Source organism: Synechococcus sp. UW106 (genome assembly GCF_900474015.1).
Classification (GTDB): Bacteria; Cyanobacteriota; Cyanobacteriia; order PCC-6307; family Cyanobiaceae; genus Parasynechococcus.
In genome coordinates this window covers 1-20,892 of the sequence record NZ_UCNV01000009.1, presented here as the reverse complement: position 1 = coordinate 20,892, position 20,892 = coordinate 1, and the positions used below count along the sequence as shown (strand labels likewise).

The window sequence follows — 20,892 nt, the reverse complement described above, 5'->3', positions numbered from 1 at the left end:
ATTTAGTGTTGAGAAAGACTTCAAGAGTCCTCCAGCAACTCTCGTACTGCATCGGTAACTTTTTCCAGTAATTTGCCCCAGTTTCCATGCTCATCTTGCCTGAACAGCCGCATGGACGGATACCACGCGCATGTTTCTCCTGACAATCCCCAGCGCCATTCTGGGACTTTCTTAAGGAGAAGCCAGGTTGTCTTTCCCATCCCTCCAGCAAGATGCGCTATGGAAGTATCGCTTGTGATAATTAAGTCGCAGTTAGCTGCAATTGCTGCGGTCTCATTAAATTCCCAGGTATTACTTACTTGCTCTTGGCATTTTGCGAACTTGTCTCGAAAGCTGCATTGATCTAATTGATTACTGCCATAACCCTTTTGAAGTGAAAGTAGTGTTACATTATCTAGTTTTGCTATCGGTAGAAAAAATTCTAACGGAAGTGATCTCCCTTTGGAGGTAGACTTTTCGTGATCTGGATTGCCTTGCCAGTTAATTCCAATTACAAGCCCATCTTCTTGTGAGATAATGTTTTTCCATTTCGAAGTCAGTGAGTCGCTTGGTTTGATGTATGGGTCATTGATCAAGGGTGTAGTTTGTGAAACCTGTAAGTATTTAAGAGTTGATAACAAGGGTATCCATGAGGAATGTCGATCTTCTAAGGCATCGTCAGCCGAGATGAGCGGTAGTCCTGGATCCGAAGCTTTTATTAGTGAGTTTAGTTTGGGTTGTGCACACAATATTGGACTTAATCCTCTGCTTTTTAAAACTTTAGTATAGCGCATGAAGTGTAATGTATCTCCTAGTCCCTGTTCGGCTATTAGGATCAGTTTTTTATTCTTGGGCAGGCTGCTTCCGTCCCATACTGGGCCACCTGGCATTGATAAAAGTGAGTGTAATCCTTTTTCAGTTGAGAACCTAAATTCGTAGTTCTTGAGCCCACTTTTGTAGTCGCCTTGGAGAAGTTCTGTCATTCCAAGGTTACATCTTACATCAACAAGATTCGAGTTGATTTGAAGCGCTGTCTGGAAGTTGTTGATAGCCTCCGAGACATTGCCAATTTCTTGCAGCAATAGGCCAAAATTACTAAAGGCTTCTGCAAAGCTTGGATTCAGAGTTACTGCTCTCTGAAAGGATTTGGCTGCTTCAGCAAAATCTCCGGAATTTTGGCAAGCAAGTCCGAGATTGTTATGGGCTTCCGCAAAATCTGGCTTGATCTTTGTGGCTTTGTTTAAGGCACGAATGGCTGCTTCGTGATCGCCTGTGCTTCTCAGGCAATTACCAAGGTTATTAAAAGCATACGCTGATTTGGGTTGAATTTTAAGAGCTTTCTTGAGTTGTTGAATCGCGGCTAATGAGTCTCCTCCCTCTTGAAGAATGGCGCCAATATTAATGTATGCCTCTGCAAGGTCTGGTTTTAAATCCGCAGCTTTTTGGAAAAATTTTAGGGCTTCTTCTGGCTGCCCAAGTTGCCTTTTGATTAGCGCTAAATTAAATAAAGCTCTTGGATTGACTTTGTCAATCAGAATCGCATCATTGTATGATAATTCTGCTAATTTGTAATCTCCATTTCGCATGTGTCGATCTCCAGTTATGCAATGTTCATTAGGAGATGCATTTTTATGACTTTCTGAGGTTTTGTGGGTCGTGATGGTGGAACTTTGCTCAGTGGTTTCGTTTGCCGAGGGATTCCCTCTCTGAATCAACCCATTTGGTCGTCCAGTTAGAAAAATTGGCCTATGAATTTCTTGGCCTGAATTTGTCTTGGTTGCAGACTGATGAGTGATGTTTGGTTCGTTAGTGGTTTTCCTTTCCCCGAAACTCTCATTAAAAGCTTTTGATACGCGTTCCATAACTTCATTCCAATTTCCTTTTTCATTTTGGCGAAACAGGTGCATTGATGGATACCAAAAGCTGGAGTCGCCTTTGAGTCCCCACCTCCACTCAGCAACTTTCTGGAGCAGCAGCCAGGTAGTTTTTCCCATTCCCCCTGCAAGGTGAGCTACAGAGGTGTCGCTTGTGATGATCAAATCACAGTTGGCAATGATGGCTGCTGTCTCTAGAAAATTCCATGTATCGTTTATTTCATGCTGAGAGTTTACGAAATGATCCTTAAAAGAACAGGTATCAAGCTGTTCGCTCCCAAATCCTTTCTGGAGTGAAAGAAAAGTCGCGTTAGTTTTGATAGCAAAAGTCGCAAATGTCTCAAGCGGTAGAGAGCGACCTATTGAGTTCATTCTCTCTTGCTTAGGATTTCCTTGCCAATTGATTCCAATTATGGGACGTCTTTCTACTGAAAGAATGCTCTTCCACTTTTTGACGAGTTTGTCAGAGGTACTTATATATGGATCCGTGATAATCGGGTTGCTAGGGTTTACTCCTAAGTATCTAGGAACTGATAAAAGCGGTATCCAGTAGCCCTCATTTACACTATTGGCTTGCTCGGGAGTGAGTGGTGAAGGGTCTATTCCTGATGTCTGTATTAAGGCATGAAGCTTCGATTGAGCGCAAAATGAAACCAATATTTCTTTGTTTCTAAGAGCAAGCACGTAACGCATAAACTGCATGGTGTCCCCGAGGCCTTGCTCGCTGACTATCAGTATTTGACTGCCCTTTTTTAACTTTTTACCGTTCCATTGCTCGCAGGATGGTTTTGCAATGAGCATTTCTGTTTTTTGGTTGGATTCAAATCTATATGTATATCTTTCCCAGCCTCTTTTGTAGTCACCACACTGCAATTCTGCCATTGAAAGGTTGTTCTGGGCCTCAGGAAAGTCGGGCCTGAATTTTAGGGCAGTGTTGTAAGCGGTGATGGCTGTGGCCAGCTCGCCTTCTTCTTGAAAAGCAATACCAATATTGTAGTAAGCATCAGTAAAGTCGGGTTTGAGTTTGAGAGCAGTTTTGTATGAAGTAATGGCTCCAGATACATCACCCTGCTCCTTTAGAGCAGTGCCAAGGTTGTTGTGAATATATGGATCATTGGGCTCAAGCTTTAATGCAGTTGTGTAGGAGATGATGGCTCCAGATATATCACCCTGCTCCTTTAGAGCAGTGCCAAGGTTGTTGTGAATGTCCGGATTATTGGGTTCAAGTTTTAAGGCAGTGTTGTAGGAGGTGATGGCTCGAGATAGATCACCCTTCTCCTGTAGAGCGGCGCCAAGGTTGTTGTGAATGTTTGGATTATTGGGCTCAAGTTTTAAGGCATTGTTATAGGAGCTAATCGCTGCAGATGAATCACCCTGTTCCTTGAGTGAAGCGCCAAGGTTGTTGTACGCATTTGTATGATTGGGATTGAGTTTTATAGCTTTTTTGTAGGAGTTGATGGCTGCTGTTAGGTCTCCCCTCTCCTGAAGTGCAACACCAAGGTTGTAGTGAGTATCTGGGAGGTTTTCGTTGAAAATTAGGGCTTTTTTGTAGGAGTTAATGGCTCCGTTTAAGTCGCCTTTCTCTTTTAGTAAAATGCCAAGATTGTTGTGAGCACTCGGATTGTTGGATTTGACTTGAAGTGCTTGTTTGAAGAGTTCTATGGCTTCGTCAAATTTCCTCTGCATTCCACAGAGTATGCCTAGGTTGCCAAAGACTTTATGATTTGTTTTTCCAGTTGCAATTAGTCTTCTGTAAATTTCTTCTGCCTCTTGAAGCTTCCCTTGTTTGATTAGTGAATCAGCCTGCTGCTCCTTCATGCTCAGTTCGTTGTAGCACTTGTCTGGTTTTGTTTTTCTGGTTCTTTCCGGGGGGGTATTAGAGAACCCAGAGCTCTGCTTTCTTTGCTTTCCCATGCCTAGTCCTGGAGGTCACGCAAAGATTATGTCTGACTACAAGCTTCCCTTAGGAACCCTGAACATCACTCAGTACTTACCAGCTCTGCTCCACAGCTTTTTCTGCCATCCGGCAGAAGTTGTTGCACTCTCGCTCATTGGCTGTAGCAATGCTCCAATTCCAAGACGGTGGCTGCGTTCCTTGGGGCGTGATCGTGGGAGCCGAGTCATATTCCCGGGAGGACCCCGCGCCTTTCACGGTTATCGGCACGGGACGCCTCAAAATACCTCTGTTTGGTCCGCTGGGTTGCATCTATATGTAAGTGAGCTATGCCTCCACCACTGTGTGAAGTTAGCCGTGAGTCAGAGGGTCCAATGCTGAGCTTGTCTTCTAAGTGGTAGCCCTGGGTCTCCTAGCCAACTTCAGTGCCAGTACCACATGCCCTATCCAGATTTTTCTCCCAACATGCCCTCTGCTACGCAGGGCTACAGGCGAATGCCTTGGATTGAGGTGGGAGGTGGCTCTAGCCCAGGCATCAGACGTTGACCTTTCTCGAAGTAGCTTCTCTCGCTGCGGATAAACAAAATAGCTTGCCGCTTCGGGTGCGGATTGATGGGCGTGATGAGTTCATCAACCGTCTGAGTCGTTGGAGGGTCCTAGCCTTAGTCGCTAAGGGTCATGCCATTATTTTATAAACCTGGAGTGACTGTCGGCAGGGCATATTTGAATACACCCTGATGGCATATCAGCTAATGTATGGAAAGCAGTCTGGTTTGTTGCGCACTGAGGTTGAGATTGGAGAGCAAACCCTCGGCAGCTGAATTACCTTTTACAGGTTGCTGAAGTATTATGAGAATCTATGCGTAATCTTAGTGAGGCTAAGAAGTTCCTGTGCCGGTTGTAGAGAGCAGCGTGGCTTGAGCGATCGCGTCATCTTGGACTGATGCCCTTAGCGCCAATGCAGTGGGGCAACCGCCAGCTGTTTACCATCAAGCTCAAAGGGCATTGGCGTTCCATATTAGGCGTTGAGGAAATATAAGCTTCGCTGGCTGATCTGGAGACCAAAGAAGCTGTTAAATCCATACAATCACCATTCCCCTGCCTGATGTTGAAGAGGTAATGCTGCTTGAGGTGCAGAAGGTCGATAGGGCTTATAAATACCCTGCCAACAGTAGCGAAGCAGGTGCAATTTGAATGCAAAAAGCCGGAAGGAGGGTGAATGCTTATTGGCGCACTATCGCTTTGTCGTTGAGTCGGTGTTAGGCGTATACGCTAAAAATGGTTGGGTTACAAAAGCTTGCAGCTGAGAATATGCGCCGTTTGCTGCCCTGTCTACCCCAGAGGCTGGCATTTTGTCCGTGATTAACGGAATTCGCGTAACCCTGGTTGACAGAGGAAATATCTTTTCTTCTAGCCTCTTTGCTCCGCTGGGTGATATAAAATATGCGCATAATCCAAAAGCTTTTATTAGTCTATGCAGTTCTATTTTTTGATCGTTTGTTTTTGAGAAGGCATTATTAATCCATTCCTGATTTGGGTGGTTTGGTTTAAATATGCTGACACTGCCGAGTCCGGTGGGTGAGACGCTTTGGAGGATGCTGTTTGTGTTGATTCCGAAAAGGCATATGTCGATATTCATTAACCGGGAGAGGTTGTTATTGATGAAGTTGTTAATTCCGGGATGCGTGTAAGCATCGTCCTCTAATACGAAGTATCCAAGCCCCTCCCTGGCTGCTTTGCGCCAAATTTCCCTATGCGACGATGCGCACCCGATTCCGCCATCACTTGACAATCCCGATTGCACAAGATTTTTCGTGGCAAGCCCTTTGCTGATTATTTCTTCCTTTGATAAATCTGCGCCTTTGATCCCTTGAAAAGTCTCTATTTTGAGATGGCTATTGTTTCCTGAAAAAGACTTATACCGCTTGCCTTCTGGGTCTAGCGTGATCGCGATGCACTTCCACGGTGTCTTGTTGGATTTTGTTGAGTGTTTTGTGGTGCCACCAAAGCTCCTCATATCTGCACAATTAACTGATTTTTTTGAGGATAGTCAGCATTGGGTGACAGGTCCAACTCCAGTCAAATAGATCTCTATCCCCAAAGCCACTTCCATCCCCCCCCCTCTCTCAGCCCATCGCCAAGGATTTCCCAGCGCTCCCTCAAGCCTTTTTCGCCCGTCCTGCTGAGCTGGTCGCTCCTGAGCTCATTGGTTGTCGGTTGGTGAAACGCCAAGACGATGGACGCCTTCTCTGGGGCGTGATTGTCGAAACAGAGGCGTATTCCCAGGACGACCCCGCCTGTCATGGTTATCGGCGCCGTACGCCTCAAAACGCAACCCTGTTCGGTGAGCCAGGGCGGTTTTATGTGTATGTGAGCTACGGCATCCACCACTGCGTGAACGTGGTCACCGATCGGGGGGGATGGGCCAACGGTGTGTTGCTGCGCGCGGTGGCCCTTCCTGATGAACCGGAGCGGATCGCGGCAGGCCCCGGTTTGCTCGCGCGACGTTTTGGGCTTGATCGCAGTGATGACAGTTGTCCGGTGACGGGCGAACATGAGGTGTGGATGGCCCTGAGGTCAGACACGTTTGCCAGCCAGGATCTTGTGACAACAACGCGGATCGGCATCTCCCAGGGCGCAGCAACCCCGTGGCGCTGGTATCTGCGGAGTAGTCGCAGTGTCAGCAGGCGAGCCCGGGGTGATCGCATGCCGCCCAAGGCACAGAGCTGGACGCCATCGCTGGAGCAACCTTCATGAGTGGCTGGCCGCATCGGCATGTTCTTGATCTCGCGTCGTTCTCGCGAGAAGACTTCGCTGCGGTGCTTGAGCTGGCCCAGCGGTTTCGTTCGCTTCCGATCACTGGTGCCCGAAAACTTCCTGCGCTGCAAGGCCGCTTGGTCGCCACGCTGTTCTTTGAACCCAGCACCCGAACCCGCAGCAGTTTTGAGCTGGCGGCCAAACGTCTGTCGGCAGACGTCATGAGCTTTTCACCCTCCAGCAGCTCTCTCAGCAAAGGGGAAAGTGTTCTCGACACGGCGCGCACCTACGTGGCCATGGGTGCCGACGTGTTGGTGGTGCGCCACCGCTCTACCGGTGTGCCGCAGCAACTGGCGTTGGACCTGCAGCAGATGGGTGAACGCACCGTCGTGCTCAATGGTGGTGATGGTCTCCACAGCCATCCCAGTCAGGGACTGCTGGATCTGCTCACCCTGGCACGGCATTTCTCCCCTCAGCACCCCATGCCGGAATCGCTGCAGGGACGCCGCATTGTGATTGTTGGCGACATTCTTCACTCGCGGGTGGCCCGTTCCAATCTCTGGGCTTTGACGGCCTGTGGAGCTGATGTGGTGTTGTGTGGTCCGCCGAGCCTCGTCCCAGTGGATTTTGCGGCCTTCGTTGATGCTCCGCCCCCAGGTCTGCTCAAAGATCCGGTGCCGCAGCGGGGCAAGGTCAGCGTGATACGGCGCCTGGAGCATGCGCTTCCAGGAGCTGATGCCGTGATGACACTGCGGCTTCAGAAGGAACGGATGGGCCAGCAGTTGCTCACCAGCCTGGAGCGCTACCACCGCGACTTCGGACTGAGCCATGAGCGCATGCAGCTCTGCGGTCAGCAGGTTCCAGTTCTGCATCCTGGTCCGGTGAACCGAGGCGTTGAATTGACCGGGTCGCTCTTGGATGACCCGCGCGTCAGCCTGGTGGAAGAGCAGGTCAGGAACGGCGTGCCCACCCGGATGGCCTTGCTTTATTTAATGGCTGCCTCTGAATCCGTCACGGAGGCTTCCTTGGTGTCGAGCAGCTCCTGAGTTTGAGGGAGGCCAGTGAGTTGGTGGGCGTAGTAGTCCATCGCTGCCTTGAGGGCAGCATCGGGTTCGGCGATTGACGGGCCCGTTCCGCTGGCCATCGGGAAATGAGCATCTTCTGCATCAAGGGCCAGATGCTGGCTGGGCATGCCTGTGAGCAGAACGGAGGCACGTTGCCGGGTCGCCAGGGCGTACAGCCATTTGATGCTCAAGGTGATTCGGTTCTCTCGGTTCGGTATCAAGGCCAGGTGAACGATGGCCCACAGCAGCAGGCCCAGCCGTCCTGAAAATTTGAAGCCATGCAGGTCGGCAACGGCACTGCCATGAACCACAGCCATGCTGCCGAAATCGACGTAGCGAAACGTGGGTCGGGCGTGTCCTGCCACGATCGCAGCGATGTCTTTGCCGATGAACGTGCCGGCCTGTTTGGCGGGAGCCGCCATTCCTGGAAGCGGCTTGCCATTCACGGTGTGGCTGTAGCTGCAGAGATCTCCTGCGATCCGGATCTCAGGGTGGCTCGGGATCGAAAAGTCGGGGTTGACCACGACCCGTCCACCGCGATCGACCTCGCAACCGGTTGCATTCGTCAGCTTCTGCCCAAGATGCGATGCCTTGACGCCAGCGGTCCAGATCACCGTTGCCGCTTGGACCCGAACGTCTCCATTGGGTCCACCGATCACAACCTCTCCGGGCCGCATGGTTTGGACGCGGCTCTCCGGCATGTATTCGATGCCATCTGCCTCCAAGGCTTTCAGGGCCCTCTCGGAGAGCTCAGCCGGCATCGCTTTCAGCACCCTGTCGCCGGGATCCACCAACACGATCCGCGTTTTCTGGGGATCCAGCTGCTTGAAAGCATCGTTCAAGGCCCACCGCATCAGCTCTGAAACGGCACCAGCCATTTCGCAGCCACTGGGCCCAGCTCCAACGATCACCACCGTTTGCAGGAACTGACGAGCTTTGGGATTCGGTGTCTGTTCTGCCTGCTCCATCGCCATCAGCAGACGGCGGCGTATCTCCTCAGCGTGCTCGAGGATTTTCATCGGGGGCGCAAATGTGCGCCAGTCTTCGTGGCCGAAGTAGGTGCTGCCCGATCCTGTGGCCAGGATCAGATGGTCATAGCTGTAGGCCTTGCCGTTGAACACAATCTGTTTGCCCTCCGGGTTCACCGTGGTGACCTCCCCCAGCAACACCTGCACGTTCTCTTGTTTGCCCACCAGTTCGCGCAGCGGCGTGGCCACATCACTCCTTGAGACCAATCCGGTGGCCACCTGATACAGCAGCGGCTGGAACAGGTTGAAGTTGCGCTTGTCAATCAAGGTGATGCGCACATCAGCATTGGCCAGGGCCTTGCAGGCATGCACCCCGACAAAGCCGCCGCCGACGATGACCACATGCGGGGCATGACGCAAGCGCTCGGCAGGTGGTTCAAGCTCCAGGAAGTAATGGTTGCTTGCCATCTGCAGCCGGAGGATTCTTCCCGAATGGTATGAACCGCAATCTCTTTTGTCTGCTTTGAACGGTTCCGCTTCAGATCAGCTTGAACCCTTCGAGAAAAAGACCGTAGAGAAAGCCAATGCGACCAAGATCAAGCAGTTGCTGCGGCAGTTTCAGCGAGGGCTTTGCACTGCGTCGTCGTCGAATCGTGAGTTCAGCACCTAGCACCACCAGAAGTGCAGCCACTGGGTCCATTTGACCGAGAACACCGGAGATGGAGGTGAGCGCGCTACCGATCAAAAATCCGATCAGGCCTGCAAGGGCCAATAAAGACAATCTCCGCCATGGGTTGCGTGACCAGCGATCCAGTCTCTGGATTGCTGTACCAACGTTGGTTTGCAATCGTGTGGATTGGAGCCGTCGCACGGCATTGATTTCGGGGGAAGAGGCAGGGTTGAGTCCAGTGATCCCCATCACCCGGCCATGCCCCTGCCTCACCCTGTCTACACCACACCTAGGCAGCATGCAGGCATCAGACACTACTGATAGCAGATTTCAATGAAAAACCCGGGACGAGCCCGGGCCAAGTGATGGGGACTGCCGAAGCAAAGCCAGTGTTGGAGGCTTTGGCAAGCGGTTGCGCTGCAGGCTATTTAGTCTCAGCTTTCGCTTTTCTGGACGCTTTGCCTTCGAGGAGCTCCAGCAGCGCTTCCATTTGCGCCATCACACCCCGCACTTCGCCAGCCTCGGGGAGTAAACCGTCTTCCATCACGCCCTGGTGCATTTCACGCAGTTCCTGGCGGATGTAGCGCAGATGACTAACGACCTGCTCGCGCTTCGATTGCGACATCGGCTACAGGGGATTACTTAACACCCTTTTACCTCATAAAGGGTCACATCCGGCGTGATGGGGCGCGACTTATCGCACCGGCAGCGGCAAGGAGTGCGAAGGTGAGGAGGGCTGATGGTCGTGCCACGGTGCTGAACAGCACAAGCGCGAAAAGGCCGATCAGTGGCAGGCGACGCCGCAAAAACGCAGTGGAGAATAGGGGATTCGAACCCCTGACCTCTGCGGTGCGATCGCAGCGCTCTACCAACTGAGCTAATTCCCCGGATGGCTAACGCTAGCTGGCACAGCCTGCGTCAAAATGTCATCAATAGCGTCTGATGACTGCTTGATGCTCACGCAGGAACGGCTGGATGCTTTTGACGAGACGTCGACGGCAGAACTTGCCCGTCGCCTCGAAGAGGACGACTATCCCTCGCCATTCGACAGCTTGTCTGACTGGCACCTTCTTCGTGCCCTGGCCATCCACCGCCCCGAACTGATCCTGCCTTACCACCACCTTGTGGACCAGGAACCCTTCGATGAGGACTGACAAGCCGTCGTCGCTCTACGGGCGGCGTGTGCTGGTGGCCGTCAGCGGCAGTATTGCTGCGGTGAAAACGCCGTTGTTGGTGAGTGCGCTGGTGAAGGCTGGCGCAGAAGTGCGCTGCCTTGTCACACCGAGTGGTGCTGCGTTGGTGAGCCCAATCGCTCTGGCAAGCCTGAGCCGCCATCGCTGTTACCTCGAGGCGGATCAGTGGAATCCCGTCGCGCCCCGACCGCTTCATATTGAATTGGCCGAGTGGGCGGAGTTGACCATTGTCGCGCCCCTGAGTGCCAGCAGCATGGCGCGCTGGAGCCAGGGTTCAGCGGATGGCCTGCTGGCCAGCGTCTTGCTGGCAACGGAAGGTCCGGTGATTGCAGCCCCGGCGATGAACACCGCCATGTGGCGCCATCCTGCGGCGCAGCGGAACTGGCTGCAGATCCAAGAGTTCCCCAAGGTGGTCCCTCTGCTGCCGGTGTCCGGTCTCCTGGCCTGCGATCGCGTCGGTGATGGGCGAATGGCCGACCCGACCTTGATTCAGTTGGCGGCGGAATCTGTCTTCAGCCGAGGCGCTGATGCTCCTGTCGCTACCTGTGATTGGTCGGGGATGTCTGTTCTGGTCTCGGCTGGACCGACCCAGGAGTCCATTGATGCGGCCCGTTTCATGAGCAACCGCAGCAGCGGTCGAATGGGAGTGCTCCTGGCGCAAGCTGCACGGTTCAGAGGGGCAACCGTGCAGTTGGTGCATGGTCCGTTGGATCTTCCCGATGCCTGGCTTGAGGGGTTGCAATGCACGCCGGTCGAGACTGCGGCTGAGCTCAGCTCAGCACTGCAACTGGCATTGCCGACGTCTGATGTGCTTGTGATGGCTGCCGCTGTCGCTGACCTTCGGCGGGAGGCTGCCTCTGAGGAAAAAATGCCCAAAAAGCAGCTTCAGGATGTTTTGTCGTCCGGTTGGACCGAAGTGCCTGATGTGCTGTCAAATCTGACCCGTCAACGTCGCCCTGGACAGTTAGTTCTCGGATTCTCAGCGCTAACAGGTGATGACACGCATCTGTTGGAGAAGGCTGAGCGCAAGCGGCTGGAGAAGGGCTGTGATCTGATGATGGTGAATCCCGTAGACCGTGATGGTCAGGGTTTTGGTAACCAACCGAATGGAGGTTGGTTGTTGGGGGAAGGTGGGAGCCGGAACCTGCCTGTGACGTCAAAGCTGACGCTTTCCCACCAGCTGTTGGATGCCTTGTTCAACCTTCGAGATCAGGCCGCGGCGTTGGTGGATTCCTGACCGAGCAGGTCGATGAAGGTGCGCAGCTGAAGCCTTGGGATGTAAGGCCAACCGCCGTTTTTCTCCATGCCCTGCAGCAATGTGAACAATTTCTGGCGGTTTTCGGGAAGGCTCTGGCGGAATGGTCCGTCCTGAACGTCCCGATGCAGGGCTTCAAGTTCGCGCAGCAGGATGAGAAGTGATTCCGGATTTCCCCGCAACTCTTCTGCCAGCTCGCCCAGGGCGGCCAGCGAAGGAGCCATCCTTTCCTTGGTCGAGGCTGGATCGTTTGAGGTCACGCGCTTTCGACAAGTTGTTTAGAGCTGCAAAAGGCTAGCCCTGTCGCCATTTTTCGCCCTGTAGGATCCTTATTCGACGGCATTCCGTCCCCATTAGCGTTCAGCCGACTGGCTTTTTCCATGCGCATTCGTCCTCTGCTGGCCGTCGTGCTGGCGCTCTGCCTCGCGTTTTTCACCACGGCCTGTAGCGGCGACAGTCAATCTGTTCAGCGTGGTGCCTCCAATGTCACCTACGACGACATCCACAACACCGGCAAAGCAAACGATTGCCCCACCATCGGGGACTCAGCTCGTGGCTCGATTCCTTTGACTGCTGGTGGGAGCTACGAGCTGCGCGAGATCTGTATGCATCCCGTTCAGGTCTACGCCAAGGAAGAGCCCAAGAACATTCGTCAGCAGGCTGAATTCGTCGAGGGCAAGATCCTGACCCGCTATACGTCCAGTCTCGACTCTGTCTTCGGAGATCTCACCGTCACAGAAGCCGGGCTCCAATTCCAGGAGAAGGGCGGTATCGACTTTCAGCCGATCACTGTTCTGGTGCCCGGTGGTGAGGAGTTCCCCTTCACCTTCTCTAGTAAGTCACTCAATGCCACTGCTGAAGGTGCTGCTCTGACTACCAGCACAGACTTCGAAGGCACCTATCGCACGCCGAGCTACCGCACCAGCAACTTCATCGATCCCAAGGGTCGTGCTCTTACCACTGGTGTTCAGTACGCCCAGGGACTTGTCGCCCTTGGTGGCGACGACGAGAAACTCGAGAAGGACAACAACAAGCGTTATATCGATGGCGTTGGAACGATGAGCCTCTCCATCACTCAGGTCGATCCTGAAACAGGGGAATTTGCTGGGGTGTTCAGCGCCATCCAACCCTCCGACTCCGATATGGGTGGTCGTGAAGTGGTCGATATCAAAATCACCGGCGAGCTGTATGGCCGCCTTGAAGAGGCCTGATCGCACGCACCAGAACAGGTTGCATTCGGGGGCTTAGGCCCCCTTTTTTTTGATCCGTTGCAATCCTCCGGTGATCTGGGAGAATCGCCCGATCTTTCTCTGCAGCCATGACCGCCAGTGCTTCCGCTCCCGCCCAGCGATCCGGTGTGATCGCTCCCTATGGCGGAACTCTGGTTGATCTGATGGTGGCCGATGCGGATTGTGCCGCCGTTAAAGCCTCCGCAACCAAAACGATCGAGTGCTCCGATCGCAACGCTTGCGATGTTGAGCTGCTCTGCGTCGGTGGTTTCTCCCCCTTGCGTGGGTTTATGCACCAGGAGGACTACAACTCAGTCGTCAATGGTCATCGTCTTGCTGCAGGTCAGCTGTTCGGCCTGCCGATCGTCATGGACACCGACCGCGATGACGTCGCGGTCGGTGACACCTTGCTTCTGACTTACAAGGGCCAGGATCTGGCTGTTCTCGAGGTGGAGGACAAGTGGGAGCCCGACAAAGTGGCCGAAGCCAAGGGTTGCTACGGCACCACCTCCATTGAGCATCCTGCGGTGCGGATGATCACCATGGAGCGCAAGCGCTTCTATCTGGGTGGAAGCCTCAAGGGTCTCGCTCTCCCCGAGCGGGTGTTCCCCTGCAAGACCCCGGCAGAGGTGCGGGCAGGGCTGCCTGAAGGTGAGGACGTGGTGGCGTTCCAGTGCCGTAACCCCATTCACCGCGCTCACTACGAATTGTTCACCCGTGCTTTGCACGCACAGAACGTCAGCGACAACGCTGTGGTGCTGGTCCATCCGACCTGTGGCCCCACGCAGCAGGACGACATCCCCGGTGCCGTTCGCTTCCAGACCTATGAGCGTCTTGCGGCTGAAGTCAACAACGACAGCATTCGCTGGGCCTATTTGCCCTACGCAATGCATATGGCAGGCCCGCGTGAAGCCCTTCAGCACATGATCATCCGCCGCAACTACGGATGCACTCACTTCATCATTGGCCGCGATATGGCGGGCTGCAAATCGTCTCTGACCGGTGACGACTTCTACGGCCCCTACGACGCTCAGAACTTCGCCAAGGAGTGTGCGCCCGAGCTGACGATGGAAACGGTTCCTTCGCTGAACCTCGTTTACACCCAGGAAGAGGGTTATGTGACGGCGGAGCATGCCGAAGCCCGTGGCCTGCACGTGAAGAAGCTCAGTGGCACCCAGTTCCGCAAAATGCTGCGCGGCGGGGAGGAAATTCCCGAATGGTTCGCCTTCAAGAGCGTGGTTGAGGTGCTCCGCGCCTCCTGAAGGCTGAGAACCCGTTTAACATTCCTTCATCTACGAGGCGACCTGTGAACAAGCGTTGGCGAAATATCGGTCTCGGGGCCCTTCTGGTCCTGGCGATTGTTGTGATTGCACCAGCGTTCATTGGTGGTGGTGGCAGCCAGCCCCAGGTGAACACCATGCGCTACAGCGAGTTCGTTGAGGCAGTGAAGGATGATCAGATCAGCCGTGTGCTGATTGCGCCCGACCAGGGCACGGCTCAGGTGGTCGAAAACGACGGCCGCCGTGCACAGGTCAATCTGGCTCCAGATCGTGAGCTGCTCGGCTTACTGACCGAACACAGCGTTGATATCGCTGTTCAACCCTCTCGCCAGACACCTGGTTGGCAGCAGGCAGCTGGAAGCCTGATCTTCCCGATCCTTTTGCTTGGCGGTCTGTTCTTTCTCTTCCGTCGCGCCCAAGGCGGTGGCGGTGGTAATCCCGCCATGCAGTTCGGCAAAAGCAAGGCAAGGGTCCAGATGGAACCTTCCACCCAGGTGACCTTCACCGATGTTGCCGGGATTGAAGGGGCGAAGCTTGAACTCACTGAGGTCGTCGATTTCCTCAAGAACCCCGATCGCTTCACGGCTGTCGGTGCCAAGATTCCCAAGGGTGTCTTGCTTGTGGGTCCTCCGGGAACCGGCAAAACACTGCTGGCAAAAGCAGTTGCAGGCGAAGCAGGTGTTCCTTTCTTCTCGATTTCCGGTTCTGAGTTCGTCGAAATGTTTGTCGGCGTTGGTGCTAGCCGCGTTCGCGATCTTTTCGAGCAGGCCAAGAAAAACGCCCCTTGCATCGTCTTCATCGACGAGATCGACGCTGTCGGTCGCCAGCGTGGCGCAGGCCTAGGTGGTGGTAACGACGAACGCGAGCAGACTTTGAACCAGCTCCTCACGGAGATGGATGGCTTCGAGGGCAACACCGGCATCATCATCGTTGCGGCCACCAACCGTCCTGATGTGCTGGATGCTGCTTTGATGCGCCCCGGTCGTTTTGATCGTCAGGTCACCGTTGATCGGCCCGACTATTCCGGACGCCTACAAATTCTTGGTGTCCACGCCCGTGGCAAAACTCTGGCCAAGGATGTCGATCTCGACAAGGTTGCCCGTCGGACACCCGGCTACACCGGTGCTGATCTGGCCAATCTCCTCAACGAAGCCGCCATCCTCGCGGCCCGTCGTGAGCTCACGGAAGTGAGCAACGACGAGATCAGCGATGCCATTGAACGGGTCATGGCTGGTCCGGAGAAAAAAGATCGGGTGATGAGCGAACGTCGAGCCCGTCTGGTCGCCTATCACGAAGCGGGTCATGCTCTCGTGGGTGCCCTGATGCCTGACTACGACCCTGTCCAGAAGATCTCCATCATTCCCCGTGGTAACGCCGGTGGTTTGACGTTCTTCACCCCCAGTGAGGAGCGGATGGAGTCGGGTCTGTATTCGAGGGCTTATCTCCAGAATCAGATGGCTGTTGCCCTCGGTGGTCGCGTCGCTGAAGAAATCGTCTACGGCGAAGACGAGGTCACCACGGGTGCCTCTAATGACCTTCAGCAGGTTGCTTCGACGGCACGCCAGATGATCACCCGCTTTGGCATGAGCGACGAGTTGGGGCCAGTTGCACTGGGTCGTGCTCAGGGCGGCATGTTCCTCGGCCGAGATATTGCGGCCGAGCGCGATTTCTCTGAGGAAACCGCCGCGATGATCGATAAGGAGGTTTCTGAGTTGGTGGATGTGGCCTACAAGCGCGCCACCAAGGTTCTCGTCGACAACCGCATCGTTCTTGATGAATTGGCGGAGATGCTCGTTGAACAGGAGACTGTTGATGCTGAAGAGCTTCAGGAGCTTCTGATCAAACGTGACGTCCAGGTCGCCGAATACGTCTGATTTCGATTCGTCATCCAACCCTTGGCTGGTGCGGCAGGAGCTCTTCGTGGCATCCCTACAGCACCAGCCTCTTTTATTGGTCGTCAGGCCTGAACCCGACGATCTCGGGCCTTCAGCATCGGGATCCGTTCTGTTGGATCAAGTGCAGCAACTTCACGCTGCAGGACTGCTCCATCTCGAGGTGGCCTGGCTGAATCAGCCGGGCTGGGGCGAGTTCATGCAACGGGTTCAGGATCAATGTCCCGGTTTGAATCTGGGAGCGGCTTCGGTGACCTCTCCTCAGGCGCTCAATGATCTGTCATGCCTAAACCTCAGCTATGCCATGGCTCCCTGCTGGTCTCCAGACCTAGTGGAGCAAGCCAGGGAGGTTGGAGTTTTGTTGGTGCCTGGCGTCTTTAGCCCTACGGAAGTGCATCAGGCCCTGCGCTTCGGATGTCGTGTCGTCAAGCTGTTTCCTGCAGCCAACCTTGGGCCCGGGTACTGGGGGCGATTGCATGCGCCTCTCGGCCCCTTGCCCTTCGTGATCGCTGCGGGTGGCCTTGAGGTGGGTGATATTCCTGTCTGGCTTGAGGCTGGTCATGGTGCCGTGGCTTTGGGGCGCAAGGTTGTGGGCTCGCCGCCTGCTTTCCAAGCACTTCTCGACTGGTTGCGCCAATCGACAACTCAGCCTTGATGCCACCGACTTGTTGGCATGCGTCCAAGATGCTACAGATGAGATAGCTATCTAACTGCGTCATGTCGCAGCTCACGATCAAGCTCAGCGACAAGGCCGATGCCCTGATCGCTCAGCTTCAGAAGGAGATCTTCAATCGCCGGCGCAAAAAGGTTTCTGCTGCAGGGGTTGTGGAGACCTTGGTGGAGAGTGGTGCAAAATCCCAGTCAGACAAGCGCTTTGCCACGTCCTGGACGAATTTGATCAAGGACATCGAAAAGGCCGCCAAACTCTCCTATGCCCACGGCAGCAAACCCTCCACTCTCAGTGATGAGGAATGGGCTCTCGTGCTGAGCCATCGCAGTCGTGCCACGACAGGCAGGACGCGCCGGACGGTGAAGAAAACGATGGCTGCCAAAAAACCTGCCTCAGCCAAGGCGCAGGCCAGCAAAAAGCCCGCTCGACGCACTCGGACCCGCAGCGCGGCGAAGGCGAAAAGCGTTGGAGCGGTCGTTAGCTCCAACGGCAGTTCAGCTGTGGCTTCCGTCTGACTTCACTGGAGCTGACGTGAGCTGCTCACCAAAGGCTGCATTGCCCCTGCTGCCTCAGCAGGTGATCAGCTAGAACGAGCGCCACCATGGCCTCCACCATCGGCACGGCCCGGGGCAGAACACAGGGGTCGTGCCGTCCTTTCCCCGCAAGCGTGGTGGCCTTGCCATCGGAATCGATGGTTTGCTGCTCTTTGCGGATCGTCGCCGTTGGCTTGAAGGCCACCCGGATCACAATCGGCTCGCCGTTGCTGATTCCCCCTTGGATGCCACCAGAGTTGTTGGTTGCGGTCTTCAGACGACCATCGTCGCTCGGTAGAAAGGCATCGTTGTGCTCGCTGCCCTTCAGCAACGTGCCATTGAAACCGGAACCAATTTCGAACCCTTTGGTAGCGGGCAGCGACATCACCGCTTTGGCGAGGTCGGCTTCAAGCTTGTCGAATACCGGCATCCCCAAGCCAATGGCGGGATGGCGCACCACGCATTCGATCACCCCACCGCAGGAATCTCCTTCGCGGCCGATGGCTTCAATCCGCTGAATCATCTGCTCGGCCACCGCTGGATCGGGACAGCGCACGATGTTGGATTCCACGTCGCTCAGCTGAACCTCCTGCGGGTCGATCCCGGAGGCTTCGATGTTGTGGATCCTCTTGACCCAGGCCAGGATTTCAGTCCCTGAGGACTGTTTCAGCAGCTGCTTTGCGATCGCACCCGCAGCGACGCGCCCGATTGTTTCCCGCGCTGACGCACGACCTCCACCGCTGCGCGCCTGGATGCCGTATTTGGCTTGATATGTGGCATCGGCATGGGATGGCCGAAAGGCGACCGCCATGTCCTTGTAATCCCCTGGCCGTTGGTCCTTGTTGCGCACGACCATGGCGATCGGGGTCCCCAGGGTGGTTTCTCCATCCAGTAGGCCACTGAGGACTTCCACCTGATCCGCTTCTTTTCGCGGGGTTGTGATGTGGCTTTGCCCAGGCTTCCGTCGATCCAGGTCGGCCTGAATTGACGCGACACTGAGGTTGAGCCGTGGTGGACAGCCCTCAACAATCACGCCCACTCCTCCCCCGTGGGATTCACCGAAGGTGCTGATCCGGAAGAGGTCGCCGAAGCTGCTGCCCATGGCCATTGATCGATGCGATGAGGCTACGAAGCCATCGGTTCAGATCAACTCCGGATGGGGCAATTTCAGACGGTCTGTCGTGGGTTGTTGCCGAGCCATCTCGAAATCCAAGAAGTCAAATCCCGGACCAACACAACAGCTCACCAGGGTGTACTCACCCAGACTGCGCGCCGCCTGCCAGGCATTGGCTGGAACGACCTGAACAGGGTTTGATGCATTCAGTGGGTCCCGTTGCAGCGCTGTGCCATTCGCCTGGCACTGAAAGAGCTCCAGAGTGGCTCCATCAATGTGCGTCCAGGCTTCGTCGGCACCGATCACGCGATGCCAGCAACTGATGGCACCGGCTGGCAGCAAAAAGAGAATGGCCGTCAATGCCGATCGCTTGGCCCCGTCTTGGCGTTGAACCTGCTCCGGGCTGCGGTGCAACTCGCGGTACCAACCTCCCTCCGGATGGGGAATCAACTGGAGCTGTTGGATCAGGGTCTCCACTTGGTTCATTGCAGACCTGCGCGCTGGCGCATTTTCTTGACGTGCTGCCAGATCTGAGCCACCCAGAGGAAGATCCAGCTCATCCCGATCAGCCAAATCGGTTGATCCTTGCGAAAGACGTCGAACAGCAACACCACTCTTGGCTGGTTGGAGCGATTGATGGCTGAGTGCAAGAAGGTGTCATCCCAGAGAAATCCCTCACCTTCCTTCAGGTAATAGTTCTGGCCATCAATCATCAGCTCGCAGGAACTTCGGCCGTCACCAAAATTCTCCACATACAAAGGCAGGTGATACCTCCAAACCCCCTTGAAGGGCCCTTTGTGAGGCCTCAGAACCTTCCCCGGGGGGAACAGGCTCACGGCAGCTGAAACGACGTCGGGGTGGTGCTGCAGAAAGTTCCGCAGAGAAGGGATCAGGGCCTGATTGGCGGGGTAGTTGTAGCCATAGCCCCGCAAGGGGAGCATTCCCCAGACCTTGCGGTCGAATTCATACAGCGTGCGCTGCTGTTGCATGATTTCGTGGTTGGCCGGCAGGCGCCCCGATAGGGCGACCTCCAGAGTTTCCTGACGGATCTGCGTGTAGGACTCCAACAGCTGCCGATGGGCTGGGAAGCCATCGTCCGCTGCAACCACCGCTGGATTGTGCAGGGATTGTTCGTAGCACCAGCGTGCGATCTCACGCCAGAACCGGTAATGCCATGGACCCCAGCGAATCACGCGTTGGATTGGATTGCGTTGTTTCCGCTTGGCCGTTGGGCTGCTCACGCTCTGCCGCTTCTCTTGACCGAGGAGCTTTGCATGCTGATGCCTACTTGGGTGGTCTCCTCTTGATGGATAAAGACAACGTACGGAAGTCCAAATCTCCAGCTAGTTAGCTGTTTGGCATCAGTTCTTGACGCGGAGCCCCGTTTGCAGTCGTTGGTCGATCCATGCAGCACCGACGACCAACGCCGCTGCAAGAGTTGTATCGAGCATCCGATAGATGATCGTTTCGTCGACTGGATCACCCACCATGGCGAATGCCGCTACGACATAGAGCGTGACGCCGACAACGGCGGTGGCGTAGTGCACCCAGATGTAGGCAATCAGCAAGCCAGCTCCCAGCACTGATACAGGTAGCCATTCATTCCCGTGCAATTTCATCCAATGCGTGAGAAGCCCAATCACGCTCAGCCCGACCATTGTCCCCAGCAACCTGTGCAGCACCCGACTGCTGGTGTTGGCTTGGTTCACTTTGCTCATCCAGACCACTGACATCGGCAGCCAGTACTGATGGGCCCACCCACTTGATTCCGAAAGTGCTGTCGCCACCATCAGCGTGATGGCGAGTCGGATGCCATGGCGCAGATGTTGGGTGCTCTGCCATTGGCTGATGTCGATGAATCGTGGGCGTTGTTCTTTCGGTTGGTGTCGGCGTTTTGTGAGGGATCGCATCACGATGCATGCGAGGGTTTGAACCCAGCTACCAAGCAAAATCAAGCTCGTCTGAGTGAGCACGGCCTCGGCGGGTCCCGGGTAGCCCACGTAAATAGTGAACACCACCAGGGTCAGCAGGCCTGATAGAGCGGTGCGAGCGTTGTGGGCAGCGATCAAGGTGCAGATCAAGCCCATCGCACCGCTTATAAGAACCGCGATTGAAGCGTTGTCGGCTACAACCGCTCCCAGACCTGCGCCTAGTGCCAATCCAGCGGAGGTCCAGGCCATCGTTTCCCAGGGATGATCACTCCCTGGTCCTGTCTCGGCGATGGCGGTGAAGGTTGCTCCCAGGGTGATCGGGATGAGTGATCTTGGTGCATCAAATGCCAGAACCAACCAGCCCAGTGCTGTCGTAATGACTGCACCTCGGATGACATCCCCCCAAGGTGCATGGTCTGGACGGTTGAAGGTCAGCAGTGATGGGTCCCTCCAGAACCCGGTTCTGACTGAGGGATGCGCCAATGAGCGATCACTGCTGCCGTCATCTTGGCGCTGTCGGCTCTTTGCCCAACAAAAAGCCCCCTCGTGAGAGGGGGCTTTCCGATTCAGTTGATCTGAATCGTTTGTT

At 55.0% G+C, this 20,892-nt stretch carries 19 protein-coding genes and 1 tRNA gene; 9 read left to right on the top strand and 11 right to left on the bottom strand.

What is annotated here, in order from left to right; genetic code table 11:
* Positions 1 to 20: 20 nt before the first annotated feature.
* The gene (locus DXY30_RS07860; protein WP_170951205.1) at positions 21 to 3,671 is read right to left on the bottom strand and encodes a tetratricopeptide repeat protein; all 3,651 of its coding nucleotides are present in this window, start codon (positions 3,669 to 3,671) and stop codon (positions 21 to 23) included.
* 1,310 nt (positions 3,672 to 4,981) lie between these two features.
* Positions 4,982 to 5,764, bottom strand: a complete 783-nt coding sequence (locus DXY30_RS07855; protein ID WP_115094320.1) for a glycosyltransferase family 25 protein — start codon at positions 5,762 to 5,764, stop codon at positions 4,982 to 4,984.
* 116 nt (positions 5,765 to 5,880) lie between these two features.
* On the opposite strand from DXY30_RS07855, the gene DXY30_RS07850 reads away from it, so the two are divergent.
* Together DXY30_RS07850 and DXY30_RS07845 are read left to right on the top strand one after the other, a co-directional pair.
* Positions 5,881 to 6,504 carry a DNA-3-methyladenine glycosylase gene (locus DXY30_RS07850; RefSeq protein ID WP_115094318.1) on the top strand — a complete coding sequence of 208 codons (624 nt, stop codon included), beginning with the start codon at positions 5,881 to 5,883 and terminating at the stop codon, positions 6,502 to 6,504.
* Positions 6,501 to 7,550: an aspartate carbamoyltransferase catalytic subunit gene (locus DXY30_RS07845; protein WP_115094316.1), complete on the top strand. Its 1,050-nt coding sequence runs from the start codon at positions 6,501 to 6,503 to the stop codon at positions 7,548 to 7,550. Before DXY30_RS07850 ends, DXY30_RS07845 begins: the two co-directional genes overlap by 4 nt.
* Here DXY30_RS07845 and DXY30_RS07840 read toward each other — a convergent pair.
* The 4 genes from DXY30_RS07840 to DXY30_RS07825 form a co-directional block, all read right to left on the bottom strand.
* A complete protein-coding gene (locus DXY30_RS07840; protein ID WP_115094314.1) occupies positions 7,490 to 9,004 on the bottom strand; it encodes an NAD(P)/FAD-dependent oxidoreductase in 1,515 nt (504 codons plus the stop codon). The genes DXY30_RS07845 and DXY30_RS07840 overlap by 61 nt on opposite strands.
* 70 nt (positions 9,005 to 9,074) lie before the next feature.
* A complete protein-coding gene (locus tag DXY30_RS07835) occupies positions 9,075 to 9,506 on the bottom strand; it encodes a DUF565 domain-containing protein (protein WP_371638757.1) in 432 nt (143 codons plus the stop codon).
* A gap of 124 nt (positions 9,507 to 9,630) precedes the next feature.
* On the bottom strand, positions 9,631 to 9,831 hold the full coding sequence (locus DXY30_RS07830) for a hypothetical protein (RefSeq protein ID WP_115024980.1): 201 nt from the start codon (positions 9,829 to 9,831) through the stop codon (positions 9,631 to 9,633).
* A 189-nt stretch (positions 9,832 to 10,020) separates the two neighbouring features.
* Positions 10,021 to 10,093 (bottom strand) — tRNA-Ala (locus DXY30_RS07825).
* 66 nt (positions 10,094 to 10,159) lie between these two features.
* Here DXY30_RS07825 and DXY30_RS07820 point away from each other — a divergent pair.
* Positions 10,160 to 10,360, top strand: a complete 201-nt coding sequence (locus tag DXY30_RS07820; protein WP_115024981.1) for a DUF2555 domain-containing protein — start codon at positions 10,160 to 10,162, stop codon at positions 10,358 to 10,360.
* A complete protein-coding gene (coaBC, locus tag DXY30_RS07815) occupies positions 10,350 to 11,636 on the top strand; it encodes a bifunctional phosphopantothenoylcysteine decarboxylase/phosphopantothenate--cysteine ligase CoaBC (protein ID WP_115094310.1) in 1,287 nt (428 codons plus the stop codon). The genes DXY30_RS07820 and coaBC overlap by 11 nt, the downstream gene beginning before the upstream one ends.
* On the opposite strand, the gene DXY30_RS07810 is transcribed toward coaBC, so the two are convergent.
* Positions 11,609 to 11,878 carry a hypothetical protein gene (locus DXY30_RS07810; RefSeq protein ID WP_244281335.1) on the bottom strand — a complete coding sequence of 90 codons (270 nt, stop codon included), beginning with the start codon at positions 11,876 to 11,878 and terminating at the stop codon, positions 11,609 to 11,611. The two genes, coaBC and DXY30_RS07810, sit on opposite strands and share 28 nt — an antisense overlap.
* A gap of 156 nt (positions 11,879 to 12,034) precedes the next feature.
* On the opposite strand from DXY30_RS07810, the gene DXY30_RS07805 reads away from it, so the two are divergent.
* From DXY30_RS07805 to DXY30_RS07785, 5 genes are all read left to right on the top strand, one after another.
* Positions 12,035 to 12,865, top strand: a complete 831-nt coding sequence (locus DXY30_RS07805) for a photosystem II manganese-stabilizing polypeptide (RefSeq protein WP_115094306.1) — start codon at positions 12,035 to 12,037, stop codon at positions 12,863 to 12,865.
* A gap of 107 nt (positions 12,866 to 12,972) precedes the next feature.
* The gene (sat, locus tag DXY30_RS07800; RefSeq protein WP_115024985.1) at positions 12,973 to 14,145 is read left to right on the top strand and encodes a sulfate adenylyltransferase; all 1,173 of its coding nucleotides are present in this window, start codon (positions 12,973 to 12,975) and stop codon (positions 14,143 to 14,145) included.
* A 44-nt stretch (positions 14,146 to 14,189) separates the two neighbouring features.
* Positions 14,190 to 16,037: an ATP-dependent zinc metalloprotease FtsH gene (gene ftsH, locus DXY30_RS07795; protein ID WP_115094304.1), complete on the top strand. Its 1,848-nt coding sequence runs from the start codon at positions 14,190 to 14,192 to the stop codon at positions 16,035 to 16,037.
* Positions 16,009 to 16,710 (top strand): bifunctional 4-hydroxy-2-oxoglutarate aldolase/2-dehydro-3-deoxy-phosphogluconate aldolase, encoded by a 702-nt coding sequence (locus DXY30_RS07790; RefSeq protein WP_115094302.1) that lies wholly within the window; start codon positions 16,009 to 16,011, stop codon positions 16,708 to 16,710. The genes ftsH and DXY30_RS07790 overlap by 29 nt, the downstream gene beginning before the upstream one ends.
* A gap of 62 nt (positions 16,711 to 16,772) precedes the next feature.
* Complete coding sequence (locus DXY30_RS07785) at positions 16,773 to 17,240, top strand: hypothetical protein (protein ID WP_115094301.1); 468 nt, start codon at positions 16,773 to 16,775, stop codon at positions 17,238 to 17,240.
* Between the two features lie 25 nt (positions 17,241 to 17,265).
* Here the strand turns inward: DXY30_RS07785 and aroC are convergent, their stop codons facing one another.
* The 4 genes from aroC to DXY30_RS07765 form a co-directional block, all read right to left on the bottom strand.
* A complete protein-coding gene (gene aroC / locus DXY30_RS07780; protein ID WP_115025062.1) occupies positions 17,266 to 18,360 on the bottom strand; it encodes a chorismate synthase in 1,095 nt (364 codons plus the stop codon).
* 39 nt (positions 18,361 to 18,399) lie between these two features.
* On the bottom strand, positions 18,400 to 18,858 hold the full coding sequence (locus DXY30_RS07775; protein WP_115094299.1) for a cupin domain-containing protein: 459 nt from the start codon (positions 18,856 to 18,858) through the stop codon (positions 18,400 to 18,402).
* Positions 18,855 to 19,613: an aspartyl/asparaginyl beta-hydroxylase domain-containing protein gene (locus DXY30_RS07770; RefSeq protein WP_115094297.1), complete on the bottom strand. Its 759-nt coding sequence runs from the start codon at positions 19,611 to 19,613 to the stop codon at positions 18,855 to 18,857. Before DXY30_RS07770 ends, DXY30_RS07775 begins: the two co-directional genes overlap by 4 nt.
* Positions 19,614 to 19,733: 120 nt before the next feature.
* Positions 19,734 to 20,786, bottom strand: coding sequence for an FUSC family protein (locus DXY30_RS07765; RefSeq protein ID WP_137006818.1), 1,053 nt, complete (start codon positions 20,784 to 20,786; stop codon positions 19,734 to 19,736).
* Between the last annotated feature and the right edge of the window lie 106 nt (positions 20,787 to 20,892).